This is a genomic window from Achromobacter deleyi, from assembly GCF_016127315.1.
Taxonomy (GTDB): domain Bacteria; phylum Pseudomonadota; class Gammaproteobacteria; order Burkholderiales; family Burkholderiaceae_B; genus Achromobacter; species Achromobacter insuavis_A.
In genome coordinates, this window is record NZ_CP065997.1 from 3,420,435 (window position 1) to 3,445,682 (window position 25,248).

At 71.0% G+C, this 25,248-nt stretch carries 24 protein-coding genes and 1 tRNA gene; 10 read left to right on the forward strand and 15 right to left on the reverse strand.

Features of this window, described 5'->3' with window-relative positions:
* Nucleotides 1-5 precede the first annotated feature (5 nt).
* From I6I07_RS15510 to I6I07_RS15530, 5 genes are all read left to right on the forward strand, one after another.
* On the forward strand, nucleotides 6-698 hold the full coding sequence (locus I6I07_RS15510; protein ID WP_054431626.1) for an amino acid ABC transporter permease: 693 nt from the start codon (nucleotides 6-8) through the stop codon (nucleotides 696-698).
* A gap of 2 nt (nucleotides 699-700) precedes the next feature.
* Nucleotides 701-1,390 carry an amino acid ABC transporter permease gene (locus I6I07_RS15515; RefSeq protein ID WP_054431625.1) on the forward strand — a complete coding sequence of 230 codons (690 nt, stop codon included), beginning with the start codon at nucleotides 701-703 and terminating at the stop codon, nucleotides 1,388-1,390.
* A 7-nt stretch (nucleotides 1,391-1,397) separates the two neighbouring features.
* A complete protein-coding gene (locus I6I07_RS15520) occupies nucleotides 1,398-2,690 on the forward strand; it encodes an NAD(P)/FAD-dependent oxidoreductase (RefSeq protein WP_198487313.1) in 1,293 nt (430 codons plus the stop codon).
* 12 nt (nucleotides 2,691-2,702) lie between these two features.
* Nucleotides 2,703-3,287 carry a helix-turn-helix domain-containing protein gene (locus tag I6I07_RS15525; protein WP_054477208.1) on the forward strand — a complete coding sequence of 195 codons (585 nt, stop codon included), beginning with the start codon at nucleotides 2,703-2,705 and terminating at the stop codon, nucleotides 3,285-3,287.
* A gap of 109 nt (nucleotides 3,288-3,396) precedes the next feature.
* Nucleotides 3,397-3,473, forward strand: a tRNA-Arg gene (locus I6I07_RS15530).
* A gap of 624 nt (nucleotides 3,474-4,097) precedes the next feature.
* On the opposite strand, the gene I6I07_RS15535 is transcribed toward I6I07_RS15530, so the two are convergent.
* Nucleotides 4,098-4,817, reverse strand: coding sequence for a hypothetical protein (locus I6I07_RS15535; RefSeq protein ID WP_198487314.1), 720 nt, complete (start codon nucleotides 4,815-4,817; stop codon nucleotides 4,098-4,100).
* 183 nt (nucleotides 4,818-5,000) lie between these two features.
* On the opposite strand from I6I07_RS15535, the gene I6I07_RS15540 reads away from it, so the two are divergent.
* From I6I07_RS15540 to I6I07_RS15550, 3 genes are read left to right on the forward strand one after another with little or no spacing between them, the layout of a single operon-like run.
* On the forward strand, nucleotides 5,001-5,384 hold the full coding sequence (locus I6I07_RS15540) for a ligand-binding protein SH3 (protein ID WP_198487315.1): 384 nt from the start codon (nucleotides 5,001-5,003) through the stop codon (nucleotides 5,382-5,384).
* On the forward strand, nucleotides 5,384-6,328 hold the full coding sequence (locus I6I07_RS15545; RefSeq protein ID WP_198487316.1) for an alpha/beta hydrolase family protein: 945 nt from the start codon (nucleotides 5,384-5,386) through the stop codon (nucleotides 6,326-6,328). The genes I6I07_RS15540 and I6I07_RS15545 overlap by 1 nt, the downstream gene beginning before the upstream one ends.
* Before the next feature lie 43 nt (nucleotides 6,329-6,371).
* Nucleotides 6,372-6,959: a GrpB family protein gene (locus I6I07_RS15550; protein ID WP_198487317.1), complete on the forward strand. Its 588-nt coding sequence runs from the start codon at nucleotides 6,372-6,374 to the stop codon at nucleotides 6,957-6,959.
* 112 nt (nucleotides 6,960-7,071) lie between these two features.
* Here the strand turns inward: I6I07_RS15550 and I6I07_RS15555 are convergent, their stop codons facing one another.
* From I6I07_RS15555 to I6I07_RS15595, 9 genes are all read right to left on the reverse strand, one after another.
* On the reverse strand, nucleotides 7,072-7,560 hold the full coding sequence (locus tag I6I07_RS15555; protein WP_198487318.1) for a hypothetical protein: 489 nt from the start codon (nucleotides 7,558-7,560) through the stop codon (nucleotides 7,072-7,074).
* A 160-nt stretch (nucleotides 7,561-7,720) separates the two neighbouring features.
* The gene (locus I6I07_RS15560; protein ID WP_198487319.1) at nucleotides 7,721-8,833 is read right to left on the reverse strand and encodes a glycosyltransferase family 4 protein; all 1,113 of its coding nucleotides are present in this window, start codon (nucleotides 8,831-8,833) and stop codon (nucleotides 7,721-7,723) included.
* A gap of 33 nt (nucleotides 8,834-8,866) precedes the next feature.
* Complete coding sequence (locus tag I6I07_RS15565; protein ID WP_198487320.1) at nucleotides 8,867-9,817, reverse strand: glycosyltransferase family 9 protein; 951 nt, start codon at nucleotides 9,815-9,817, stop codon at nucleotides 8,867-8,869.
* Between the two features lie 168 nt (nucleotides 9,818-9,985).
* Entirely contained in the window at nucleotides 9,986-10,438 is a 453-nt protein-coding gene (locus I6I07_RS15570) for a hypothetical protein (protein ID WP_198487321.1), read from the reverse strand.
* Nucleotides 10,435-11,955, reverse strand: a complete 1,521-nt coding sequence (locus I6I07_RS15575; protein ID WP_198487322.1) for an efflux transporter outer membrane subunit — start codon at nucleotides 11,953-11,955, stop codon at nucleotides 10,435-10,437. The genes I6I07_RS15570 and I6I07_RS15575 overlap by 4 nt, the downstream gene beginning before the upstream one ends.
* A gap of 8 nt (nucleotides 11,956-11,963) precedes the next feature.
* The gene (locus tag I6I07_RS15580) at nucleotides 11,964-12,884 is read right to left on the reverse strand and encodes an HlyD family secretion protein (protein ID WP_198487323.1); all 921 of its coding nucleotides are present in this window, start codon (nucleotides 12,882-12,884) and stop codon (nucleotides 11,964-11,966) included.
* Nucleotides 12,885-12,897: 13 nt separating this feature from the next.
* Nucleotides 12,898-13,092, reverse strand: a complete 195-nt coding sequence (locus tag I6I07_RS15585; RefSeq protein ID WP_198487324.1) for a DUF1656 domain-containing protein — start codon at nucleotides 13,090-13,092, stop codon at nucleotides 12,898-12,900.
* Nucleotides 13,082-15,172, reverse strand: coding sequence for an FUSC family protein (locus tag I6I07_RS15590; RefSeq protein WP_198487325.1), 2,091 nt, complete (start codon nucleotides 15,170-15,172; stop codon nucleotides 13,082-13,084). The genes I6I07_RS15585 and I6I07_RS15590 overlap by 11 nt, the downstream gene beginning before the upstream one ends.
* A gap of 118 nt (nucleotides 15,173-15,290) precedes the next feature.
* Complete coding sequence (locus I6I07_RS15595; RefSeq protein ID WP_006390064.1) at nucleotides 15,291-16,214, reverse strand: LysR family transcriptional regulator; 924 nt, start codon at nucleotides 16,212-16,214, stop codon at nucleotides 15,291-15,293.
* Between the two features lie 344 nt (nucleotides 16,215-16,558).
* Between I6I07_RS15595 and I6I07_RS15600 the strand changes: the two genes are divergently transcribed.
* Both I6I07_RS15600 and I6I07_RS15605 read left to right on the forward strand, forming a co-directional pair.
* Complete coding sequence (locus I6I07_RS15600; RefSeq protein ID WP_198487326.1) at nucleotides 16,559-17,944, forward strand: PLP-dependent aminotransferase family protein; 1,386 nt, start codon at nucleotides 16,559-16,561, stop codon at nucleotides 17,942-17,944.
* Between the two features lie 50 nt (nucleotides 17,945-17,994).
* Nucleotides 17,995-18,522 carry a DedA family protein gene (locus I6I07_RS15605; RefSeq protein ID WP_006390499.1) on the forward strand — a complete coding sequence of 176 codons (528 nt, stop codon included), beginning with the start codon at nucleotides 17,995-17,997 and terminating at the stop codon, nucleotides 18,520-18,522.
* Nucleotides 18,523-18,597: 75 nt separating this feature from the next.
* On the opposite strand, the gene I6I07_RS15610 is transcribed toward I6I07_RS15605, so the two are convergent.
* The 5 genes from I6I07_RS15610 to I6I07_RS15630 all read right to left on the reverse strand — a co-directional run bounded on the left by I6I07_RS15610 (nucleotide 18,598) and on the right by I6I07_RS15630 (nucleotide 25,242).
* Nucleotides 18,598-19,614 (reverse strand): porin, encoded by a 1,017-nt coding sequence (locus I6I07_RS15610; protein ID WP_198487327.1) that lies wholly within the window; start codon nucleotides 19,612-19,614, stop codon nucleotides 18,598-18,600.
* A gap of 108 nt (nucleotides 19,615-19,722) precedes the next feature.
* Nucleotides 19,723-21,621 (reverse strand): CocE/NonD family hydrolase, encoded by a 1,899-nt coding sequence (locus I6I07_RS15615; protein WP_198487328.1) that lies wholly within the window; start codon nucleotides 21,619-21,621, stop codon nucleotides 19,723-19,725.
* Complete coding sequence (locus tag I6I07_RS15620) at nucleotides 21,618-23,231, reverse strand: ABC transporter substrate-binding protein (protein WP_198487329.1); 1,614 nt, start codon at nucleotides 23,229-23,231, stop codon at nucleotides 21,618-21,620. Before I6I07_RS15620 ends, I6I07_RS15615 begins: the two co-directional genes overlap by 4 nt.
* On the reverse strand, nucleotides 23,228-24,262 hold the full coding sequence (locus tag I6I07_RS15625) for an ABC transporter ATP-binding protein (RefSeq protein WP_198487330.1): 1,035 nt from the start codon (nucleotides 24,260-24,262) through the stop codon (nucleotides 23,228-23,230). The genes I6I07_RS15620 and I6I07_RS15625 overlap by 4 nt, the downstream gene beginning before the upstream one ends.
* A complete protein-coding gene (locus I6I07_RS15630) occupies nucleotides 24,259-25,242 on the reverse strand; it encodes an ABC transporter ATP-binding protein (RefSeq protein ID WP_198487331.1) in 984 nt (327 codons plus the stop codon). The genes I6I07_RS15625 and I6I07_RS15630 overlap by 4 nt, the downstream gene beginning before the upstream one ends.
* Nucleotides 25,243-25,248: the final 6 nt, after the last annotated feature.

Here is a 25,248-nt window from a genome sequence, read left to right on the forward strand (position 1 = left end):
CCTGAATGGACTGGCTGATCGATTACTACAACTGGCGCATCGTCAGCCAGTACACGGGCCAGTTCGCCACCGGGCTGGCCAACACCCTGATCGCGGCCGGCGTCAGCCTGGTGTTGTCGGTGCTGGCCGGCATTCCGCTGGCGCTGGCGCGCATGTCGCCGCGCGCCGCGGTCTGGCGGCCGGTGGCGGGCTACGTGCAGTTCATCCGCTCGACCCCGCTGCTGGTGCAGATCTACCTGGTGTATTACGCGGTGCCGATGCTGGTGCCCGGCGCCAAGGGCTGGAGCGAGATGCTGCTGGGCATCCTGGCCATGACGCTGCACCACGCCGCCTACATGAGCGAGATCATCCGCGTCGGCATCGAGTCGGTGCCGCGCGGCCAGATCGAAGGCGCCAAGGCCTGCGGCATGAACTACCACCAGCGCCTGCGCTACGTGGTGCTGCCGCAGGCCTTCGCCAACACGCTGCCGCCGCTGCTGGGGCAGACCGCGGTCCTCATCAAGGACACGTCGCTGCTGTCGCTGATCACCGTGTTCGAACTGGTGGCCGCCGGCGTGCAGATGAACAGCGACCGCATCGTGCCCACCGAGAGCTTCCTGACCATCGCGGCCGGCTATCTGCTGATCTACGCGGTGATGCTGATGCTGTCGCGCGGCGTGAGCCTGTGGCTGGCGGGTCCCGCCTGGAACGCGAGGTAAGCATGCTGGATTCCTACCTGTCCACCGCCGGCGTCGTGCTGCCGTTCCTGCTCAAGGGCTTCTGGGAGACGCTCAAGATCTCGTTCATGGCGATCATCGCCGGCTCGCTGCTGGGCTTCGTGATAGGCGTGATCCGCAGCTACCGCATCCGCGGCCTGCACCAGCTGCTGGGGCTGTACATCCACGTGCTGCGCGGCACGCCGTTCCTGGTGCAGCTCTACATCTTCTACTTCGTGCTGCCCAGCACCGGCATCGAGCTGCTGCACTGGGAGTCTGGCACGGCGGCGTTCGTGTCGCTGTCGGTCTACACCTCGTGCTACGTGGCCGAGATCGTCAGCGGCGCCATCCGCGCCGTGCCGCGCGGCCAGACCGAGGGCGCCATGACGCTGGGCCTGCGGCCGCTGCAGATCCTGCGGCTGGTGATCCTGCCGCAGGCCATGCGCCTGATCGTGCAGCCCATGAGCGGCGTCTACGTCATGCTGATCAAGAGCACCGCGATTTTGTCGGTGGTCGGCATCACCGAGCTGACGCGGCAGGGCGAGGTCTTCATCATCACCTTTCCGGCGAAATCGCTGTTCATCTACAGCATGATCGCCGCCATCTACTTCCTGTACTGCTATCCGCTGCTGCGCCTGGCCACCTGGCTGGAGAAGCGCCTGACCGGCGGGCTGCAGGGCGCCGGGCTGAACTGACACGACCATGGCCACCGAGTACATCGATACCTACTACAAGCGCACGCTGGGCGATGCGCAGACCTACTACCCGCCGCTGGCGGGCGCGGCCGAGACCGATGTCTGCGTCGTGGGCGGCGGGCTGGCCGGCCTGTCGACGGCGCTGGAACTGGCCCGGCGCGGCCGCGCCGTGACGCTGCTGGAAGGGCGCCGCATCGCCTGGGGCGCCTCGGGCCGCAACGGCGGCTCGGTGTCGCCGGCGTTCTCGGCCGGCGCCGACGCCATCCGCAAGCGCGTCGACGAAGACCACTACCGCCAGCTGTACCGGCTGTCGATCGAGGGCGTCGACATCATCCGCGACAACATCCGCGACCTGCGCATCGCCGACGCCCACAAGGTCGACGGCCGCCTGCGCGTGGTGCGCTACGAGGCCACCGACGCGCTGCGGCGCCATTGCGAAGACCAGTGGCGCGACTTCGGCCGCGACGTGCGCCTGCTGGGCCGCGCCGAGGTGCGCGAGCGGCTGCTGTCCGATGCCTACTTCCAGGGCATCGAGGACCTGTCGTCGTTCCACTTCCATCCGCTGAACTATGCCCGCGCCCTGGCACGGGAATGCGCGCGGCTGGGCGTGCGCATCCACGAGGATTCCCCCGTCACCCAGGCCCGCTTCGAGGGGGCGTCGCGGCAGTTGCGGACCGCCGCCGGCCAGATCGATGCGCGCACCGTGGTGCTGGCCACCGGCGGCTATACCGGCGACGTGGTGCCGGCGCTGCGCCGGGCGATGCTGCCGATCGCCACCTACATCATGCTGACCGAGCCGCTAGGCGAGCGGGTGCGCGAGGCCATCCGCACCCCCGCCGCCATCGGCGACGACCGCCGCGCCGGCAACTACTACCGGGTGCTCGATGGCGGCCGCATCGGCTGGGGCAGTAGAATCACCACCCGTGTCGATGATCCGCCCGATCTGGCCGAGTCCCTGCGCCGCGAACTGCTCAGCGTCTACCCCCAGTTGCAGGGGCTGCGCGTCGAGACCGCGTGGTCCGGGCGCATGGCCTACGCGCGGCATCTGATGCCGCAGATCGGCAAGCTGGCGCCCGACGTCTGGTACTGCACGGCCTTTGGCGGGCACGGCATGAACACCACCGCCATCGGCGGCCGCGTCGTGGCCGAGGGGATTTCCGGCGACAGCCAGCGCTACCGGCTGTTCGAGCCGTTCGGGCTGGCCTGGAACGGCGGGGCGCTGGGCACGGCGGCGGTTCAACTCACATATTGGTCTTACCAGGCGCGCGATTGGTGGCGGGAGCGGCAGTCGCGGGCATGACAGGGTGTACAGATGCAAGGCAACAAACAGAGCGTGTTGGCACAACGGCTGCGAGCCCTGCGCCAGGCGCGCGATTGGACGCTCAAGCAGGCGGCGCAGGCCACCGGCGTGTCCGCGTCCACGCTCTCGAAAATCGAGAACGGCCTGCTTTCGCCCACCTATGACAACCTGATCAAGATCGCCGCGGGCCTGGACCTGGACGTGGCCGAGCTGTTCACCGCCTCGGACGCCCACATGGGCACCGGCCGCCGCAGCCTCAGCCGCCAGGGTGAAGGCCGCCAGTACGAAACCCCGTATTACGACCACCGCCTGCTCTGTACCGCGCTGTCGCACAAGCGCATGATGCCGTTCCACACCCGCGTCAAGGCGCGCTCGTTCGACGAATTCCAGGACTGGAGCCGCCATGGCGGGGAGGAATTCGTCTACGTGCTGGAGGGCGAGGTCGAGCTGTATACCGAGTTCTACGAGCCGGCCCGGCTGAAGGCGGGCGAGAGCTTCTATATCGACAGCCGCATGGGCCACCGGGTGATCAGCCTGAGCAAGCAGGACGCGCTGGTGTTGTGGGTGTCCACCCACGCCGACCTGGGCGAGGAATGAGCCGTTCTTGCGGCCGATAAACCCGGGCGCGTGCGCTGACGCCGCCACGCGCCGTCCGCAACAGGGTAAAATGCGCCGCCCGGACATGTTCCGGGCAGCCACACGCCGCGCGGCAGTAGCTCAGCTGGATAGAGCACGGGCCTTCTAAGCCCGGGGTCGGGGGTTCGAGCCCCTCCTGCCGCGCCAGGAACACCCGTGGAATCAAGCGCTTACGCGGTTTCACGGATCGCCAACACGGCAATTATTAGAATTATTTGGCCGTCGTTGGAACGTTACGCTGTAGCAGAGGCCCGCTTGGCGCGCCGCCGGTTCACGTTTCTGATTTGAGCTAATCTGGCTCGGCAAGATTGAGCGATACGCCAAGGAGACTGACATGTCTTTAGCGTTCGCCAGGGTGGTTCTTGTCTTCATGCTGGCGCCGCTGTCCAGCTACCTCTTCTGGGTGGGCCTCGGACTGACGCAGGTCTCGCATGATCAGCCGATCTGGGAGCCGTGGATCGTGGCGATCACGATGACGTCTGCGACCGTCATCTTGTATATCCCATTGGCTTTTGTGGTGCTTGGGTTGTGGGTTTATTGGACACGAAAGGCGGTAGACAAGTTTCCCCGCCTTGTCCTTGGTGGCGTGGTCTGCGGCGGGCTGGTGGGTCTGGCTTTCGCCAGACACAAGGGCCCGCTTGTGCTGTTTTGGGGTTTGAGCGTCGGCGCCATTGTTTACCGATACAGTGGGCGTCCGTTCACATCCGGCGCGCCGCAACCAGGCAAGGAGCGGTTCCCGCGCGCCACATGGCTGTCAGGGGCCGGTCCGCTTCAGTCCGGAATACCGTCCAAGGTCCGCTTCACGAAGTCCAGGGCGGGCGCCTGCGTTCCCGTCACCTGGAGCGTCAGCAGCTTGTCGCCGCTGCGCCAATTCACCACCGTCATTTCCGGGCCCCCTTGCGGGCGTGCCAGCCTGCTGGCGACAACCCCGCGCGGGATCCCCCCCGCTGACATCCTTACGTTCACCCGCTCGACCGGCACCAGATTGACCATGCCGCCTTTGCGCAGCAGGGATTCGGTCAGCACGACGGTTCCCTGCGCGGGGCAGTGGTAGACGCGGATCAGGCCGGTCAAGCGGGCGTCCGCCTCGGCGCCGCTGGGCGTGGTGAACCGCAGATCGCAATGGCCCAGCGGTCCGGCCGAGACGTCGGCGGGAATGATCCAGGACGTGCGCAGGTGGCTGGGAAGGCTGTCGCGCGCCTGCTCCAGTTTTTCGACCCCTTCATCCAGGGGCGTGAATGCGCGCTCGATCACGGGCAACGCGCCGAGATCGTTGAGGACGCCCGCCGGGTTTGCGCTGGCGGCCAGTTGCGCCAGGCGTTCTTCCCAGCGTCCTTTGGCGGCCGCGGACATGTCCGGCGGTGGCTCGATGTCCTTTGCCGCCGGGAACTCGGTGGCGACCGGGGCCGCGGCCCGAGCCGGGAGGATGGCCCCGGAAATAGCGAGCATCGCGATCAGAAAGAGGGGCGTCGCGCGGCGGGAGAGATTCATGGCAGCTTGGCTCGCAGGCAATTGTTCCGCGACGAGTATAGGACGCCGAGGCGCTTTGGCCGCTTGTGCGACAAGCAGGCCGGACGCGGTCCGTAGCCGCCGGCAGGCGCCCGGTATGATGACGGCCAACGGCAATCGCGGGGCGACGGCATGCGCTACCGGGTTGCCTGAACCGGATTTCCAATGACCGCCGAACACACCTACCTCGTCACCCAACCCCACGTCAGCGAATTCCCCGAGCCGATGGTCTTGAAGCAGGGCGACCGCGTGTCGGTCGGGCAAGCCTATGACGGTCCCGAGGGCTGGCCCGACTGGTTTCTTTGTTCCGCGCCTGGCCAGCAGCCGGGTTTCGTGCCGGGGCAGATCCTGGAGCGCCACGCGGACGGGACCGGCACCTTGCGAGAGGACTTCACCAACCGCGAGCTGGATGTCGCCGAGGGCGAGGTGTTGCATGGCGACCGCCGCTTGAACGGCTGGTTGTGGGCGACGCGGCCGGCCGATGCCGCGACCGGATGGGTGCCGCTGGACAATCTGCGGCAGCGCGGGGCGGGGGAATCCGCGCAGTGATGTGGCGTCTGCTCCTGGCGGCCGCGACCACCCTGGCCGCCTGCCTGCCCGCGCATGCCCAACTGATCGAGCACGGCCTGTTGCCGCGTCCCGACGGCTCGTCGATCGCCTATTACCTGAAGCAGCGCGATGCGGCGCGGGCCGCCGACAGCCTGCTGGTGGTGATGCAGGGTTCCGACTGCAACAGCGTCGCGCACAATCGCGCGATCCGCGAGCAGTTGTGGCGGGCGTTGCCGGCGGCCGATGTGCTGACGGTCGACAAGTACGGCATCGACGCGGGCTTGCCTTATCAGCAGGACGATGGCGAGAACCGCGCCGATTGTCCGCGGGCGTACCTGCTGCACGACAACTTCGACCAGCGCGTGCGCGACTACGAGGCCGTCATCGCGTTGCTGCGCCGCCATGGCGCGTACCGGCGCGTGGTGGCGTTGGGAGGCAGCGAAGGCGCGGTGGTGGCCAACCTGCTGGCCGCGCGCGGCGGGTCGGTCGACGCCAGCATCGCGTTCAATGGCGGCGGGCGCTGGTTCCTCGACGACGTGCTGCACACCATCGAGGCCGCCGATACGCCGGCCGACGCCAAGGCGGCATCGGCGGCGGGGTTCCGGGAGTTCGCCGCGTTCCTGCGCGATACGCCGTCTTCGGACCTGGTGGCCAGCAGCCATGGCCATGCGTGGTGGCGGCAGGCGCTGGCGCTGGATCAACAGGCGGCGCTCGGGCGCGTGCGCACGCCGCTGCTGATCGTCCAGGGCGGGCGGGATGCCTCGGTGTCGCCGGGGGCGGTCGAACGCATGGTCGAGGACCTGCGGCGCGAGGGGCGGCGCAATATCGCGTATCGCGTCTATCCGCGGCTGGACCACGGCCTGCGCGACGCGGACGGCGCCAGCCGCATGGGCGAGGTGGCCGAGGACATGGCCGCGTGGCTGCGCGATCTGCCCGCATACTGACGCGGGCTTCCTACAATAGCGCTTGATTGCACCCGGACGCGCCATGCCCACTCCCGAAGACATCATGCGGCACTACGACTCGGATCCCGACGAGGATCCGTGGGTGCGCGGCAAGCCGGCGCCGGAAGCGGTGGCGGTGGCGCCTTACGACCCGGACTGGCCCGCGCGCTATGCGCGCCTGGCCGCCGACATCGCGGCGGCGCTGGGGCTGGTGGCGTTGCGCATCGATCACGTGGGGTCGACGGCGGTGCCGGGCCTGCCGGCCAAGCCGGTGGTGGATATCGATGTGGCGGTGGCCGACCCGGCCGACGAGGCCGCGTATGTGCCCGCGCTGGAAGCGCTGGGTTATGTGCTGACGATCCGCGAGCCGTCGTGGCACCAGCATCGCTGCCTGCAATTGGCGGCGCCGCGCGTCAACCTGCATGTGTTCGGCCCGGACTGTCCCGAGAACATCCGCCACCGCATGTTCCGCGACTGGCTGCGCGCGCATGACGATGACCGCGATCGCTACGCGGCGGCCAAGCATGCCGCCGCGCAAGGGGTGGACCAGGTGGCCGACTACAACCTGCGCAAGCAGGCGGTGATCCGCGAGATCTACGAACGGATGTTCCGGGCGGCCGGCTTTCTCTAGCGTTCGCTTGCGGATCCGAACGACGGCGCGCTGACGATGCGTCGGGCGCCGATGCGTCGGAAGCCGATGCGCCGGGCGTTTCCGCGGCCGCGCCCGGCCGCGGTTGTCGGGATCAGCCGCCGCTCAGGAACAGCTTGTCGCAGTAGCCGCCGAGCAGGTCGTACGACACGATGGTCTTGTTGGCGTCGGTGGTGAACGACATGTAGCAGGACTCGCCTTCCTGGGTGTAGTAACCCGTCGGCGCGGTGTTTTCCTGGTAGATGGGGATGGCGCCCTGGCCGCCGCCGGCCGGCAGCACCGTGACCAGCGTGCTGCCCGCGGACGCGGTGCCGGTCTGCACGAAGCGCCGGTGCTGGGTGGAGCCGTAGCGGCTCCAGGTGTGCACGTAGCGGGGATTCTGCGGGGTGCCGATATTGGGATAGGCGGCCGAGCCGCCCTGGGCATCCTCGGGGCCGAACTGCGAGGTGACCACGTCGAGGTTCTGGCCGATCATGCTGTTCGCGTAGCGGTTCAGCTGGTTCGCGGGCGGGTGGTAGACGCAACCGCTCACCAGGGCGAAAACCAGGGCGGCGGAACCGATGGACAGGGTGCGGCGGATCATGAGGCGCTTCTCGTGAAGTCCGAAAGCGCGAATTCTATTTCCAGGTCGGCCCAGACAGGAAATCGTCAGCGTAAAAGACGTAACCAGGTATATGCGGCGCGGCTCGAGGACGGGCTCGACCGCGTCACGGACTCATCCGGGATGCCGCTCGCGGCGGCGCCTATGTCCGCGCCATTGCGTGCGCGTAAGCATCCAGCGTGCGGTGCATCTGGCCGGCCAGGCGGAAGTGCGATTCGGCGTAGCCGCGCGCATGGGCCACGGCAGCGGCGGTGGCGGCGGGGTCGGCGCGGATCTGCATGATGCGGTCGGCGAAGCCGGCGATGTCGCCCGGTTCGGCCAGCCAGCCGGTGGCGCCGGGCCGGACGATCTCGGGCAGGCCGCCGACGTTGCTGGCCACCACCGGGCAGCGCACCGCGAATGATTCCGGCACCACCCGCGACCAGGCTTCGGTGGCGGACGGCACCAGCACCACGTCGGAAGCGTGGATCAGGTCGGCCACGTCGGCGCGGTGGCCGGCGAACACCACGTGCTCGGCAATGCCGAGCTGCGCGGCCAGGATGCGCAGCTCGTTCGCGTACGCCTGGGTGGCGGCGGTGGCCATGCCCACCACCAGCGCGGTGGCCGGCACCGCGTGGCGGCGCAGCCGCAGCACCACGCGCAGCAGGTCGGCCTGGCGTTTCTCGGGGCGCAGCATGCCGATGGTCGAGACCACGTAGTCGTGCGGGTTCATTGCCAGCTCGCGCCGCACCTGGCGGCGCACGCCCGGCTTGTCGGCGGCGCGGAAGAACTCGTCGCCGGCCCACTCGCCCACCACGCTGATGCGGTCGGCCGGCGCCAGCCGGGCGTCCAGCAGCGCGTCGCGGCCGGCGGCGCTGGTGGCGATCACGTGGTCGCAGCCCAGCTTCCATTCCAGGCGGCGGCGTGCGCTGGTCGGCATGGGCTTGGCGAAATGGCGAGTGCGCACCACCGCGCACAGGTCGCGGCACAGCGCGCCGGTCTTGCCGTCGGCGCGGCTGTGGCTGTCGATGACGTCGATGTGCAGGCGCCGCACGGCGCGCCGCAGCCGCAGCACGGTGACTGGCGAATAGGGGGCGTCGAAATTGATGTCGACGGTGGCGATGCCGCGCTGGCGCGCCGCCAGGTTGATGGCGCTGCCGGCGGGGGCGGCGATGGCAGCGTCGTGGCCGTGGCGCGCCAGCCAGCTGGCCTGGTCGAGGGTGCGGAACTCGAGTCCGCCCAGGCTTTTTTCGCCGAGAGTATGCAGGATCCGCATGGTCTGAACAGAGCTGTGAAGGCGGCCGCCGCGTCAGGCGCGGGCCGTGGGGGCGTGCGACAGGACCTGCGCGCAGGCGTGCGCGACCTGATCCGGGGTGATCGAATTGATGCCGTCGCGCGGATGCTGCGGCACCACGTCGGCCGCGCCGCGGCGGCGCCAGAACCATTCGGGATTGCGGCTGTTGAAGATGCCGACGTAGGGCACGCCGACGGCCTGCGCCACATGCGACGGGCCACAGTCGTTGGCCACCACCAGGCGCGCGCGCAGCATGATCGCGCTCAGCTCGGACAGCGGACGGCAATAGGCCACCTCGATATCGGCGCGCCGCAGGGCGTCCAGCTCGGCGCGTTCGCGCGCTTCCTGCTGGCCCAGCACGAAGGTATAGCGGGTGTCGGCGCCCAGCAGCGGCTTGAGCCGGTCGGCCAGCCGCAGGTAGTGCGCCAGGCTCCAGCGCTTGAAGGGGCCCGATCCGCCGCCCGGAATGAACACCACGTCGGCGCCGAGCGTGGTGTGCCGGTGCGCGCCGGCCAGTTCGGCGAAGCAGCGGCGCGAGGCCTCTTCGGCGTTCAGCGGACGGTACGAGGCCAGCAGGCGCAGGTTGGCCAGGCCGATGTACTCGGCCTCGTCCTTGCGATGGCAATGGGTCCATACCACGTCGCTGAAGCGGGCATTGCGAAAGCCCAGCCGGATGGCGGGCAGCCGCAGCAGGTTGATGAGGCCGAAGCGTTCGCTGCTGTGGTGCAGGCTGACCGAGACCTGGGTCCGGGCGCTCAGGCTGCGGGCGTAGTCCAGCAGGCTGCGGGCGCGCAGGAATTCATCGACCCAGGGCAGGCCGCGGTAGATGTGGCCGACGTCGTCGCGCGCGACAACCTTGACCTGCCGCGCGGGCCACCAGGCCTTGAGCTGGTAGAGCGTCGCGAAGGCGACGATCTGGTCGCCCAGCTGGGGCTGGCTTCTGACGTAGACGACGATGTCCGACACGCTTTGCCTCTCCTTCGGTAGCTTGTGCAATGGCTACGCAATCTAAAGGAGCGGGCGGCCAAACCTTCTTCGATAAATTTAAGGAATGTGAAAATTTGGCAGGGCCGGCTTAATAGAAATACATATCTGCCCCCGCCGGCCGCGGCCGGCGGGGCGCGCCGGGCGGATTCAACTGATGTTCTCCCAGCCGCGCATGTCGTAGGCGTCGGCGGGGCGGGCTGGCAGCGGCCGGGTCAGGCGCCGCGTCAGCGCCACGGCTTCCTCCAGCGTGGCCACGGCCTCGTGCGGGATGCCGAAGGCGCGCGCCGCCAGCTGCCCCTGCCGGTCGGCCTCGGCGCGGCGGCCGGCGTCGGGCTCGACGCTGATCTGGGCCTTGCACAGCCGGCCCAGGCGCGCCTTGTTGTGCTTGAGCCAGAGCCCGCGCTGCTTGCGGTCCTCGTGGGGTTCGGCGGGGTCCAGTTCGACGTAGGCCACGGTGAAGGGCTGGCCGGCCGCCAGCAGGGCTTCCATTTCGGTTTCCCACTGGGCGGCATAGCCGGGGTGGACCTGGGCCGGGTCGAACAGGCAGAGCGGATAGCGGCGTATGTCGTGGATGCGGAAGGTATCGGGTTGGATGCTCATGAGGGGCTCCGGGTAAGCGGGGAGGGGGGAACGAGGGGGCTTGCGACAGGCTGCGCGGCGGGCTGCGCGTCGGCGGACGGCGGCTGCCAGCCGGCGCCGAGCGCCTTGTACAGGCCGATGGCGTGGCGCACTCGCGCCAGCTGGCTCAGCGCCAGGGCGTCGCGCGCCTGGTAGGTGGCGCGCTGGGCGGTCAGGACGCCGAGATAGCCGCTCAGGCCGTTGCGGTACAGCCGCGTGGCACGGTCGAGCGCGTCCTGGCTGTCGTCGACGGCGGCGGCCAGCGCCTGCTGGCGCGCCCGTTCGGCGTTCAGGCCGGCCAGCGCGTCCTCGACATCCTGGAACGCGCGCCGCACGCTGCGGGCGTAGGCCAACTGGCTGGCCTGGGCCTCGGCCTCGGCGGCGCGGACGCCGGCCGCGGCGCGGCCGCCGTCATAGACGGACTGCTGGACGCCGGCGCCCAGCGACCAGATGGCGCTGGCGTCGCGGAACAGGTCGTGCACCAGGCTGGCGGCGCTGCCCACTCCCAGCGGAATCACGAAGGTCGGAAACCGCGCCGCCGTGGCCACGCCGACGCCGGCCGTGGCCGCCGCCAGCCGGCGTTCGGCCGCGCGGATGTCGGGGCGGTTGCGCACCACCTCCGAAGGCAGGCCGGCCGGCAGCGCGGGCGGCGTCGGCAGGGGCCGTCCGCCGGCCAGCAGGCGGGCCTTGAGGTCGCCGGGGAAGCCGCCGGCCAGCACGCCGATGGCGTGCGCCAGCCGCGCTTCGTCGCCGGCCAGCTCGGGCACGCGGGCCTCGGCCGATTCGCGTTCGGCGCGCGCCTGGGAGGCTTCGGCGCGAGTGCCCAGGCCGTGGCTGGCGGCGCGCTGCGCCAGGCGTTCGGCGGCCGCCAGCGTGGCGATGTTGTCGCGGGCGATGGCGCCGCGTGCCTGCGTGGCGCGCAGCGCGGCGTAGTCGCCGGCTAGTTCGGCCAGCAGGCTGATGCGCAGGGCGTGGCCGTCTTCCTCCACCGCCTGCACGTCGGCGTCGGCACGCTCGACGGCGCGGCGGCGGCCGCCGAAGACGTCGATTTCCCAGCTGGCGTCGAGCCCCAACTGATAGGCGCGCGATTCACCGATGCCGGGCGGACGCAGGGCCAGGGACGTGCGCGAGGCGGTGGCGTCGGCGCGGGCGCCGACGTCGGGGCCCAGGTGGCTGGCGACCTGGTCGCGTTCGGCGCGGGCCTGCAGCAGGCGCAGGCGGGCGATCGCCAGGTCCTGGTTGTGCGCCAGCGCCTGTTGCAGCAGTTCATCGAGCATCGGATCGTCGAAGGCGCGCCACCATTGCGCCAGTGCGGCCGGGTCGACGGGGGCGGCGCCGGCCAGGGGCGTCGACCAGGCCTGCGGGTGGATCGGGGGCTCGGCGCGGTAGTCGGGTCCCACCGCGGCGCAGCCGGCGAGCGCCGCGGACAGCGTGGCGATGGCGGCGGCGCGGCGCGGCGTGGCGCGGCGGTCCGGGTGAAGGCGGGGCAGGGTTCGCATGGCGCCTCCTACATCAGGTTGTGCAGCCAGCCGGCCAGGCGGCCGCGCGCCACGCGTTGCTCGCCCGGCGCGCCGACGTCGACGCTGCACGTCATGCCCGCCGCCAGCTGGACGCCGTCGGGCACCGCGTCGATCTCGATGCGCACCGGAATGCGCTGCGCCAGCCGCACCCAGCTGAAGTTGGCTCTGACCGCCGGCAGCCCGTATTCGTCGGGGCCGTCGTTGTCGTCGGCGATGCCGTGTCCGATCGAGGCGACGCGGCCGGTCAGCAGCGGCGCGTAGCCCATCAGCTTGATCTGCGCCGGCGCGCCGGGCCGGATCCGCTCCAGCTTGGTTTCCTCGAAATAGCCGGTGATCCAGAAGCTGTGGGCGTCGAGGATGGCGATGTCGGGCTTGCCCGCCACGGCGTAGTCGCCGCGCCGCAGGCGCAGCCGCGTGACGAAGCCGTCCACGGGCGCGCGCAGCACGCTGCGCGCCAGGTCCAGCTCGGCCACGTCCAGCGCGGCGCGGGCGCGTTGCGCCTCGGCCTGGGCGATGGCGACGGCGCGGCCGGCGCGCTGGATGTCCTCGCGCGAGACCAGGTCGTCCAGGCCGTGGCGGCGGCGCGCCTCGTCCTGGCGCTGGCGCAGGGTTTCATCGGCGGCCGCGGCCAGGGCGCGGGCCTGGGCCGCCGCCAGTTCGAAGCGGCTGGGGTCGATGCGGTAGAGCACGTCGCCGCGCTTGACCGGCTGGTTGTCGTCGACGGCGACCTCGGCCACGGTGCCCGAGACTTCGGGCGCGACCCGCACCACGTGCGCGCTGACGCGCCCGTCGCGGGTCCACGGCGCCAGCACGTAGGCGTTCCAGAGTGCGGCGACGAGGGCGCCGGCCAGGGCGAGCGCGGCCAGGGTCAAGACCACGCGGAAGGTTTTCTGTAGTGACTGAGACATGGGAATACGGCAATCAAAGGGTCAGGATCAACAGGGACACCAGCGCCAGCGACACGGCGAACTCGAACAGGGCGGGATGCCAGACCCGCCGCAGCAGTCCGCTGCGCGCCATCACGACACGCGCCAGCCAGTACAGCGGCACGCTCACGCAGGCATAGAAAAAGAACGGCGGCACGTAGATGCCGGCAAAGGCGAATTCACTCAGCACGGGACGGCTCCTGCAAGGGATGGGCATCGAAGTAGGCGGCGTGGCCGTGGATCAGCCAGTGGATGTCGGCGAAGGCGGCCATGGCTTTCTGCACGGCCGGACGGCGCGGCCCGGCCGGGTCCAGCTGTCCCGCCAGCAGGCGGGCGGCGCGGCGCGCGTGCAGCGACCGGCGCGACGCGGGGGCGCCGCCGCGGGCGAGGCGATCCAGGCCCTGCTGCGCCAGGTGCTGCGCGTCGGGCGGCAATGCGCGGCTGGCCAGCAGCCGCTGGATGCGCTGCGTCTCCAGGCCGACGCGCAGCGCCGCCAGGCTCTGCGCCAGGGCGTCGGCCAGTTGCGCCGGCCGGCCCCTGAGCAGCGCGCCCAGTTGCGCCACGCGGTGCTGCTGGCGCTGTTGCCAGCCGGCGTCCGCAATCCGCCTGCCGCGCAGCAGCGCCAGCGCGTCGTCGCGGATGGCGCGCCGCAGGCGGGCGATGTCGCGGCCCGGGTGGCGCGGCAGGATCACCTGGAAGCACAGCAGCGCGAAGGCGGTCGCCAGCACCCAGGCCACCGCGTGGTTGGCGAAGGCTTGCATCGAATACTGCATGGGGTTGTCGGCCGCCGTCAGCGTGTTGAACGCGACCAGGTAGGCCAGGCCGCCGAACGCCGTGCGGGGCGAGCTGGTGGCGAGGATGCCGGGCAGCCAGAACACGGCCAGCGCCACGGCCAGCAGCGCGAAGCCGTCCAGGTGCGGCAGCACGCCGAAGGCGCAGACCCAGGCCGCCGGGACGGCATAGATCCCGCCCCGCAGAAAGGCGCGGGCGCCGGCCGGGGGATCGCCGGCGGTGGCCAGCAGCGAGCAATAGGGCGCCAGCACCAGCAGCATCATGTCGCCGTCGGTCCAGCCACTCCAGAGCCAGAACAAACCTGCCAGCACGATGGCGGCCATCGAGCGCAGGCCGTTCTGCAGCGCGCCGGCGTAGTCGCGGTGAAAACGCACCGGCGCGGCCCCCGTGGACGGGCGCTGGCGCGCCAGGGCGGCCAGGCCGCCGAGCGCGTCCAGGTAGGCGTCGAGCTGTTCGCCCAGGCGGTCGGCGGCGATCAGCAGCGTCGCTTCCTGGCGCGCATCCGCCAGGCGCAGGTCGGACAGCGAGGCGGCCAATTGCTGGCGGGCCTGGCGCAGCAGCTCGGTCGCGCGCGGCGGGTCGCCGTCCGTCAGCGCCTGGCTGGCATCCTCCCAGGCCTGCCGCAGCGGCGCGCGCAGCGCGGCCAGGGCGTGCGCGGCGGGGCCGTCGTCCGCGCGCGCCGGGATGCCGCCCACCAAGGCGCCGAACAGCGCCGCCATGCCATTGCGCACGGCGGCCGCGCGTTGCGCCAGGTCTTCCGATTCGGCCTTGCCGGCGGCCAGCAGGTCGTCCACGCCATACACCTCGGCGATCAGCGCCTGCCGCGCCGCCAGCGCATCGGCGGGCGCGGCGCCTTGCTGGCGCGCGATGGCGCCGGCCACGCTGGCCGCCAGCCGCTGGTAGTGCGCATGCAGGCGGGCGCGCAGGGTGCGGGCGCTGAACAGGCTGCTGACCAGTCCCAGGCAGACGACGCCGATCATCACGGTGGCGCCGCGGCCCATGACGTGCTCGAAGGTATGTTCGGGATGGCCCATGGCGCCGTAGGTCGCCAGGCCGATGGTGTAGCCGGCCACCACCGCGCCCGAGGCGCGGAAATGGCGCAGCAGGGTCATGGCCGCGACGCACAGTCCGAGCCAGGCGCCGAAGCCCAGCACGAACAGCAGCGGCTGCTGGCCGGCCACGGCCATCAGCGCCACGGCCGCCAGCATGCCGACCAGGGTGCCGATGACGCGCCACGCGCCCTTGCCGATGACCGCGCCCTGGACCGGGTTGATGACCAGCAGCACGGTGGAGGCGGCCGAGAACGGCGAGTCCAGTTCCAGCAGATAGGCCACGGCCAGCGCCAGCAGGGCGGCGGCGGTGGAGCGGGCGACGTAGGCGCTGCGCGGCGTGGCCAGATCCAGCCGCCACAGCAGGGCCCGCGCGCGGCCGGGCCACGAGGCAGGGGTGTCCGCGATGGCGGACCGGACTTCAGACATGAGCGCATCGCTCCTGAATGCTTGCGATAAGCCAGTCTAGGAGCGGGTCCGGGCGCGGAGAAGTCGAGAGTTCGCACGCCAGGCATGCGTCGCGCGCACGCCTGGCGCGCGGGCCGCGTCAGCGCGGCGCGGCGTCGGCGTCGCGCGCGTCTTCGGTCAGCGCGCGGATGGTGCGGCGCAGCCACTGGTGCGCGGGCGCATGCTGGAAGCGCGGGTGCCAGGCCTGCATGATCAGCACCGGCTCCAGTTCCAGCGGCATCTCGAACAGGCGGATCTTCATGCCCATGTCGACGGCGGTGCGCGCCAGCTGTTCGGGCAGCGGCAGGATCAGGTCGGAGCCATGCAGCGCCAGCAGCGCCGCGCTGGGCGTGGGCACGGTGAGGGTGACCTGGCGGTCCAGTCCCTGCCGGGCCAACGCCTCGTCGATCGGGCCGTGCGACTTGCCGCGGCGCGAGACGCTGATGTGGCCCCAGCGCGCCACCCGCCGCGCGCTGATCTCGTCCTTGAACAGCGGATGGTCCGCGCAGGCCACGCCCACCATGCGGGTGGTGAACAGCGGCTGCACGCGGATCTCGTGGCCCAGCTGGCGCGAGGCGCTGATGAACAGGTCGACGCGGCCGGCGCGCAGCATCTCGTCGTCGACGTCATCCTCTTCGGGCATGAAGCGCAAGGTGGCGCGCGGCATGTCGTTCTGCAGCGCGTCGAGCAGGCGGCCGGCGTAGATGCCGGTGAAGATGTCGTTGGCGCGCACGTTGAAGCGCGTGTCCAGCCGCTTGAGGTCGACCTGCTCGCCGGGCGCGAGCACGCCGCTGGCCTGCTGCAGCGCGTCTTGGATCTGCTCGCGCAGTTGCAGCGCGCGCGGCGTCGGCACCAGCGCGCGGCCGGACTGCACGAAGATCGGGTCGCCGGTGGTTTCGCGGATGCGCGCCAGGGTGCGGCTCATGGCCGGGGCGCTCAGGTTCATGCGGCGGGCGGCGCCGACGACGCTGCCTTCTTCCAGCAGGGCTTGCAGCGCGTACAGCAGGTTCAGGTCGGGTCGCATGGAGTCGGCGGGAGGGGCGCGGCCGGCGGGGCCGTTCCCGCGAGGGCAGGGCCACGCCCCGGCCGGCGCGGGCGTTGATCTTGTTCAGCCCGATTATGCATCGCCCGCCGCGGCCGTCGCCCGCGGCGGGCGTGCGGGGCGCGCACGGCTGGCGTGCGTGCGGCGGTGCAACGCCATGCGCGGCGCGTGCAGGCCAGGCCCGCGGCGGCGTCAGGACCGCCTGGGGAATGGGCGTACAAAAAGGCCGTACAAGATTCCCGATGTATGGACTCAACTGGCGTTTGTCGCCATACTGGTCGACTCATATCATCCATACATTGCGACATTCTTGCGCAATAGAATCAATGCATAACGACGACATGTATGCATCCTGGACGCTGGCGTTCGTGCGCGGCGCCGGCCCCCGCTACCGCCAGATCGCCGATTTCATCGAGACGTCGGTGGCCGCCAACCGCATGCAGCCGGGCGACCGCCTGCCGCCTCAGCGGGGCCTGGCGCAGCACCTGGGGGTGGATCTGACGACCGTGACGCGCGCCTACGCCGAGGCCGGCCAGCGCGGGCTGCTCGAGGCGCGCGGGCCGCTGGGCACCTTCATCGCGCGTCCGGCCGAGCAGCCGCTGCTGCAGATGCTGGACCTGGGCATGAACATGCCGCCGCTACCGCTCGGTTGCGACCTGCAGGACCTGCTGCGGCACGGCCTGGTCAAGACCATGGAGCGCCACGATGTCGGGGTGATGATGGCCTACCACCAGGCCGGCGGCGGTCCGGCCGAGCGCGAGGCCGGCGCCCAGTGGCTGGCGCAGTCGGTCGAACGGGTCGACCCGGACCGCGTGCTGGTGTGCCCCGGCGCGCAGGCCGCGCTGGCGGCCGTGATGCTGGCCTACAGCCAGCCCGGCGACGGCATCATCGCCGAGCCGCTGGTGTATCCCGGCCTGCTGACGGCGGCGCAGCAACTGGGCCGCCGCGTGCTGGTGGCCGAGTCCGACGCCGACGGCATGACGCCCGCCGGGCTCGAGCGCGCCTGCCGCGACGGCGGCCGGCTGGTCTACCTGAATCCCACGCTGCAGAACCCCACCGCCCACACCATGAGCGCGGCGCGCCGCCGCGACCTGGTGCGCTCGGCCGTGGCCTGTGGCGTGCGCATCATCGAGGACGATCCCTATTCGCTGTTCCTGAACGGCGCGCCGCCGGCGCTGGCCAGCCTGGCGCCGGCCTCGGTGTTCTACATCGCCACGCTGGCCAAGACCCTGACGCCGGGATTGCGCACCGCCTTCGTGCTGGGCCCCGACCAGGACAGCCGCCGCAACGTGCTGGCGGCGATGCGGTCGTTCGCGGTGATGGCCGCGCCGTTGATGGGCGCGCTGACCACGCAGTGGATCGCCAGCGGCGTCGCGCAGCAGATCCTGGACGGCGTGCGCGCCGAGTCCCATGCGCGCCAGCAGCTGGCGCGCCGGCTGCTGCCGGGGCCGTTCCCGGCCGCGGCGGCCGGCATCCACCTGTGGCAGCCGTTGCCCGACCGCTGGACCGCGGCCGACCTGGAACGGGTGGCGCGCGACGAGGGCTTGAGCGTGACCTCGTCGGAAGCCTTCCACCAGGGCCCCGGCGCGCCCAACGCCATCCGCATTTCGCTGGGCAGCATTCCCGAGCGCGAGGCGCTGGCGCAGGCGCTGGAGCGGCTGGCCGGCCTGGTGCTGCGGCGGCCGCGCGACCAGCGCGACGTCATCGTCTGAGGCGCGGGCCGCGTACTATGGGCCTGATGCCTGCCTGGTGCTGACGCCGCATGCTGTTCGAGACTTTCCATTCCCTGCAGGAGACCTTGGTCGACTTCGCCCGGACCCATGCCGACTGGCTGGCGCCGCTGGGGTTCGCGTTCGCGTTCCTGAAGTCGCTGCCGCTGGTGGCGCTGGTGATTCCCGGGACCGCGCTGCTGCTGTCGATCGGCGCCATCCTGGGGCTGGGCGACGCCGGTTTCGTGCCGGTATGGCTGGCGATCGCGGTGGGCGCGGCGCTGGGCGACTGGGTGCAGTACGCCTGCGGCGTGTGGTTCGGGCCGAGCCTGATGCGCTCCAGGCCGCTGCGCAAGCGCCCCGCGCTCCTGCATCGCAGCACGATGTTCATCCAGAAGTGGGGCGTGCTCAGCATCGTGCTGTGCCGCTTCTTCGGCCCCTTGCGCGCCACCGTGCCGATGATCGCCGGCATCTGCGGCATGCGCGCCGCGGCGTTCCAGGCCGCCAACTGGGCTTCGGCCTTCCTCTGGGCCGCGGCGCTGCTGCTGCCCGGGTGGTGGGGCACGCGCACGTTCCTGTGAAGACGGGCGCGCCGCATTGCGGTCGCGCCCGGCGCCCGCGGCGCGCAGACTTCCCGCGCCGCCTGGCGATGCCCGTCAGAAATGATGCCGGATGCCGACCGAGGTCTGCAGCGTGTGCGATTCGCGGATGTCCAGGCGGTTGACGTAGGCGTACAGGTTGGTGCGCTTGGACAGGTCGTACTGGTAGCCCAGGGCCCAGCCGGTGATGTCCGAGCCGGTGCCGCGCTGGTACGAGGCCATCACCGAGCCGGCCTTGCCCGTCGGCACCGTGACGCCCGCGATGAACGAGTTGACCTTGTCGTAGCCCGCCGACGGGCCGGTGTTGGGATTGCGCAGGTTGCCGTAGGTGCCGTGCAGCTTGATCCACTCGAAGTCATAGGACCCGGCCACCTGCAGGTTGGCGGCGGTCTTCTTGTTCGGCTGTTGCGAGTTCGGATTGAGCCGCTCGTAGGTCAGCGCCGCCGCCACCGGGCCGCCGTTGTAGCGCAGGCCGGTGGTCAGCACGCGGTCGTGGGCGTCGGTGGCGAAGGCCTCGCCGTCGTGGGCCTCGAAGCTGTAGCCCAGGCCCGCCTGCCAGCCGCCCACGCGCGGCGTGGCGTAGAACACGGCGTTGTTGACGCGGCCGCCGGCGCCGAAGTCGCCATCGTTGTAGCCCAGGCTGGCATTGTTGGACGACTGGCCCCAGCCGGTGCCGAACGGCGATCCCACCCCGGCCCACTCGAAGCCGTAGACCCACTGGCGTCCCAGCCGCACTTCGCCGAAGCCGCCGGCCAGGCCGACATAGGCCCAGCGGCCGAACATGCGGCCCTGCGCCTGCGTGCCGTTGTTGGCGTTGAAGCCGCTTTCCAGGCGGAACACGGCCTTGTAGCCGTTGCCCAGGTCCTCGGAGCCGCGCAGGCCCCAGCGCGAGCCCGACTGGTTGCCGCTCTTTTGCCGCAGGCTGGAGGCGCCGTCCTTGCGTTCATAGGTGGTGCCCAGGTCGACCAGGCCGTACAGCGTCACGCTGCTGGTCTCGGCGGCCTGCGCCGGGTTGAGGCAGCTCAGGGCCAGGGCGGCGCCCAGCGTGCTGCGATGGCGGATGATTCTTTTCATGGTGTGATCCCCTCGATCGGTATGGCGTTGGACAAAAGAAGCCCCTGCCGCCGGCGCGCCGGCGGCAAAGGGTGAAGCAAGCGGAGGTCTGGGGCGGGCGCTAGCGGATCATGGCTGCGCACCGTGCGCGGGCAGTGGCGCCAGGTCCCGCGGCGCGGCCACGCACAGCGTGACGCGGGACGGGTGCGCGGCCGACAGGTGCACCGTGTTCAGCGCGATGCGCCGTTCGCGGGCGTCGGCGGCCGATTCGCCGCTGTTCGGGTTGACGTCGTACTTCGGGAAATTGCTGCTGGAGATGTCCAGGCGGATGCGGTGGCCGCGCTGGAACAGGTTGCAGGTGGCGAACGGCTCGATGGTGATCTCGTAGACCTTGCCGGGCGTCAGCGGCCGCGCCTCGTCCCAGGTCTCGTGGAAGCGGCAGCGGAAGATGCCGTCGGTCAGGTTCAGCGCGTAGCCCTGCGGGTAGTCGGCGCTGGGCGGGTAGACGTCGATCAGCTTGGCGGTGAAGTCGGTGTCGGGGCAGTCGGACGAGATGTGCAGCCGCACGGTCACCGGCCCGGCCACCGCCAGGGCCTCTGGCAGCGGCTCGGTCTGGAACACCAGCACGTCGTCGCGCGCGGCCAGCGGCAGGCCGGGCTGGCGCACGCCGAAGAAGCGCGCATCCTCGCGCTGGTCGAACCCGCCGCCCTCGAACACCGGCTGGCCCGAGGTCAGCGCGCCGCCGATCGTCGGCACCGGGTCGCGCGGGTCGTACTGGTAGCGCAACTGGCCCGCATCGCCGGCCGGCGCCCGCTGATCCAGGCGACCGTCGGCGTGCAGGTAGAAGGTGGTGGCGCGGGCCTGCGGCACCGGCCAGGCGTCGGCCTGGATCCAGGCGCCGCCATGGTCGAAGCGGCCGTGCGCGTTACGCGCGCCGCTGCCGCCGCCCATCAGGAACAGGCGCGCCGCCGGGTCCGGCGCGGCGCCCGCCGGGGCGTCCTGCAGCCAGCGCTGGAACCAGGCCAGCCGGAAGCCCAGCCAGTGCCGCGCCAGGTTGCCGTCGAAGGCGGCGCGCGGGCCGAATTCGGCATCGCCGCTGTGGGTGGTGTTGCGGTCGCCATGCAGCCACGGCCCCATGATGAGCCGCACCGGCGACCGGCGGCCCTGCGTCAGGCCGGCGTAGTTCTCCATGGTGGTGCGCACGTAGGCGTCGTACCAGCTGGACATCAGCGCCACCGGGATGTCGGGAATCGCGTCGTAGTAGCCCTGGGCGTAGATGCCCAGCTGGCGCCAGGATTCGTCGAAGGCGTCGGCGCGCCATTGCTCGAACAGGTAGTCCTCGTACTCGGGCACGCTGGCCAGCGGCGAATGGCCGGGGCGCCACGGCATGCGCGTGAACCACTGGCGGATGTCTTCGGCCTCGAGCGCGGCCAGCACCAGCGGGTCCTGCCGCGCGGCGGGGCTGAGCTTGGCCTGCTTGTAGGCCCAGGTGGCCTGCTTCAATTCGAACGCGCCCGACTGGCGGATGCCGCACTGGTAGCCGTTGGAAAAGCCGCCCGAGTCCAGCACCATGCACGCCAGGCCCGGCGGGTTCAGGCAGGCCAGCGCCATCTGCGTGTGCGCCGCGTACGACAGGCCCATGGTGCCGATGCGGCCGTTGCACCACGGCTGTTGCATGATCCAGGCCAGCGTGTCGAAGCCGTCGGGGCCTTCCGACAGGTACTTGGTGAAATGGCCTTCCGAGCCATAGCGGCCGCGGCAATCCTGGAACACCACGGCAAAACCCTGCGCGGTGAAATGGCGCGCCACCTCGGGCCGCGGCACGCCGAGGCGGCCGTCGATCTGCTCGGAGCGCGACACGTCCGCCTTGCCGTAGGGCGTGCGCTCCAGGATCACGGGCAGCGGCGCGTCCTGGCCGGGGCGGTAGCCGGCCGGCAAGTGCACGTCGGTGGCCAGGCGCACGCCGTCGCGCATGCGCACCATCTGATCCGCCAGCAGGACGGCGGGAGAAACTTCGGGGGCGGTCATTTTGCTTCCTGTATGTACAGCATTGAGGTGCGTTCGAGCTTGTTGGCGCGCATGACGGTGCCGTCGCGCGCGGCCCAGAAGGCCACCGGGAAATACAGCGGCACGATGCCGACGTCGTTGAAGGCGGCCTCGGCGGCCTGGCGCAGCAGGGCGTCGCGTTGGGCCGGGTCGAACTCCACCGCGGCCCGCGCCAGCAGGCGGTCCACGACCGGGTTGGAATAGCGCGCGCGGTTGAAGGCGCCGGTGCCGGCGGCCTTGTCGTAGGTGGCCAGCACGTTGGTCAGGCCGTTGGACGAATCGCCGGTGCTGTTGCCGTACGAGAAGATGAAGGCGCTGTACTGCTGCTTGCCGCTGGCGCCGGCGTAGACGTTGTAGGGCTGGGTCACCACGCCGTTGATGCGCAGGCCGGCGCGCGCCATCATCTGCGCCAGCGCCTGGGCCAGGTCGCTGTCGCCGGCGAAGCGGTCGTTCGACGAATGCAGCGTCAGGCCGAAGCCATGGGGATAGCCGGCCTCGGCCAGCAGGGCGCGCGCGCCTTCCAGGTCGTAGGCGGGCGCCGGCAGGTTGGGGCTGTAGCCGCCCAGCCCCTCGGGCACCATCTGCCCGGCCGGCACGCCGGCGCCGCTGAGCAGGCGCTCGGTGATCGGGCCGCGCATGAACATCTTCGAGATCGCCTGGCGCACCCGCACGTCCTTGAGCGGGTTCACCGTCATCGGCTTGCCCTGCGCATCGGTGACGAACGGGCTGGCGTCGCGCGCCGAGTCCAGCGCCAGGTAGATCAGGCGCGCGGACGGCGAGCGGTACAGCGTGTAGCCGGCCTTGCCCCGGATCGCCTTGGCGTCGGTCGGCGGCACGCTGTCGATCAGGTCGACCGTGCCCGACAGCAGCGCCGAGATGCGCGCCGCGTCGTTGGCGATGTAGCGGATCATCACGCGCTCGAAGTCCGGCCGCGCGCCCCAGTAGGCATCGTTGCGCGCCAGCTCCAGGCTGTCGCCCGGCTGCCAGCGCACGAACTTGTAGGGGCCCGTGCCGATGGTCGCCACGCCGCTGTTGAAGTCTTCCGAGCGCTTGTCCTGCGCCGCGTGGCGCGACAGGATGTAGACCAGCCCGATCTGTTCCATGAAGTCCGGCGTCGGCTCCTTGGTGCGGATGCGCAGCGTCAGCGGATCGACCACCTCGACCGCGGCGATGGACCGCACCGCGCCGCTGAAGGGCGCCGGGCTGTTGGGCACCTTGGGCGCGCGCGCCAGCGAGAACACCACGTCGTCGGCGCTGAACGGCGTGCCGTCATGGAAGCGCACGCCGGGCCGCAGCTTGATCTCCCAGGTGTCGGGCGCCAGCACCCGCCACGACAGGGCCAGGCCCGGCCGCGTCTGCATGTTCTCGTCGGTCGACACCAGCCGCTCGAAGATGTTCTCGGCGGCGGCCTGGTTGTTGCCGGTGCGCGAGAACAGCGGGTCCATCGACGACGGTTCGCTGGAATGGCCGATGGTCAGCAGCGGCCGCGCCACGGCGGGCGCGGCGCCGGCCAGCAGCGCCAGCAGGGCCAGCAGGGCCAGCAGGGCCAGCGCCGCGGCGCCGCGGCGGATCGGGGTAAGCAGGGCATTCATGCGGCGGGGGTTCCTTGTGGGCGCGCGGCGCCGGCGCCGTCGAGCAGGTGACAGGCGGCCTGGTGGCCGTCGGCCGTGACGCGCAGCAGCGGTTGTTCGGTCTTGCAGCGCGCCATGGCCTGCGGGCAGCGCGGATGGAAATGGCAGCCGGCCGGCGGGTTCAGCGGCGACGGGATCTCGCCCTTGATGGCGTGAAAGCGCCGCTTGCGGTTCGACAGCCGCGGCACTTCCTCCAGCAGGGCCTGGGTGTAGGGATGGCGCGGCGCGGCGAACACCTCGGCGGTGGGGCCGGATTCGACCACGCGGCCCAGGTACATGATGACGGTGCGGTCGCTGATGCGCCGCACCACCCCCAGGTCATGGCTGATGAAGAGATAGGTCAGGCCCAGGTCCTGCCGCAGGTCCATGAAGAGGTTCAGGATCTGCGCCTGGATCGACACGTCCAGCGCCGCGATCGACTCGTCGCAGATCAGGAAGCCGGGCTTGACCGCCAGCGCCCGGCCGATGCCCACGCGCTGGCGCTGGCCGCCCGAGAACTGGTGCGGGAAGCGGTTGCGGTAGTCCGGGTCCAGGCCCACGCGCCGCATCACCTGCACCACGTAATCGTCGTAGTCGCGGCGCGCGATGATGCCGTTGGCCAGCGGCGCCTCGCCGATGATGTCGCGCACCCGCTTGCGCGGATTGAGCGAGGACATCGGGTCCTGGAAGATCATCTGCGTGGCCATGCGCTGCGCGTGCGCGGCGCGGCCGCTCAGGGTGGACAGCTCGCCGGCGGGCGTCTGGACGCTGCCCGAGGTGGCCGGCAGGATGCCCGCCAGCACCCGGCCCAGCGTCGACTTGCCGCAGCCGGATTCGCCCACCAGGCCGACCACTTCGCCCTGGTGGATGGTCAGGTCGACGCGGTCGACCGCATGCACGGTGTGCGAGGCCACCTTGGCGCCCAGCAGGCCGGCCAGGCGTTCGGCGTAGTCGGGCCGTTTCACGAACAGGCGCGACACCTGGTTGGCCTGCATCAGGATCGTCGGGCTCACGAAAGGGCTCCTGTCTGGGGATGGAAGCAGCGCAGGCCGCGGCCGCCGGCGGCCTCCAGCGGCGGCTGCTCGGCGCGGCAGCGCTCGGTCGCGTGGCCGCAGCGCGGGTTGAAGGCGCAGCCGGCCGGCAGCGCCAGCGGCGACGGCGCCATGCCGGGGATCTGATAGAGGCGGTCGCCGGTGTGCTCGTTGCTCGGCACCGAACCGATCAGGCCGATGGTGTACGGGTGGCGCGGACGGTCGAGGATGTCGTCGGTGCTGCCGGACTCGACCACGCGGCCGGCGTACATCACGCAGACGCGGTCGGCCAGGCCCGCCACCACCGCCAGATCGTGGCTGACCCACACCATGGCGGTGCCGGTCTCGGCGCACAGCTTCTGCATCTCGGCCAGGATCTGGGCCTGGATGGTGACGTCCAGCGCCGTGGTCGGCTCGTCGGCGATGATCAGGTCGGGCTTGTGCAGCATGGCGATGGCGATCGCCACGCGCTGGCGCATGCCGCCCGACAGCTGGTGCGGGTAGGCCTTCAGGCGCTCGGCCGGCGACGGGATGCCGACCGCCGCCAGCGTGTCGCGGGCGCGGTCCCAGGCCGCCTTGCGGCTGCAGCGCTCGTGGCTCAGCACCGTCTCGACCATCTGGGTCTCGATGCGGAACACCGGGTTGAGCGTCATCATCGGGTCCTGGAACACCATGGCGATGCGGTTGCCGCGCAACTGGCGCAGTTCCTCGCGCGACAGCGTCGCCAGGTCGGTGCCCTTGAACAGGATCTGGCCGCCGTCGATGCGCCCGGGCGGATCGATCAGGCCCAGGATGGAAAAGCCGGTGATGGACTTGCCCGAGCCCGACTCGCCGACCAGACCGAGGATCTCGCCGGGGTGGACGTCGAAGCTGACGTCGTCCACCGCCCGCACCAGGCCGGCGCGGGTGTGGAACCAGGTGCGCAGGTTGCGCACGGAAAGGGTGGGGGTTGCCGATTGCATGGCGCT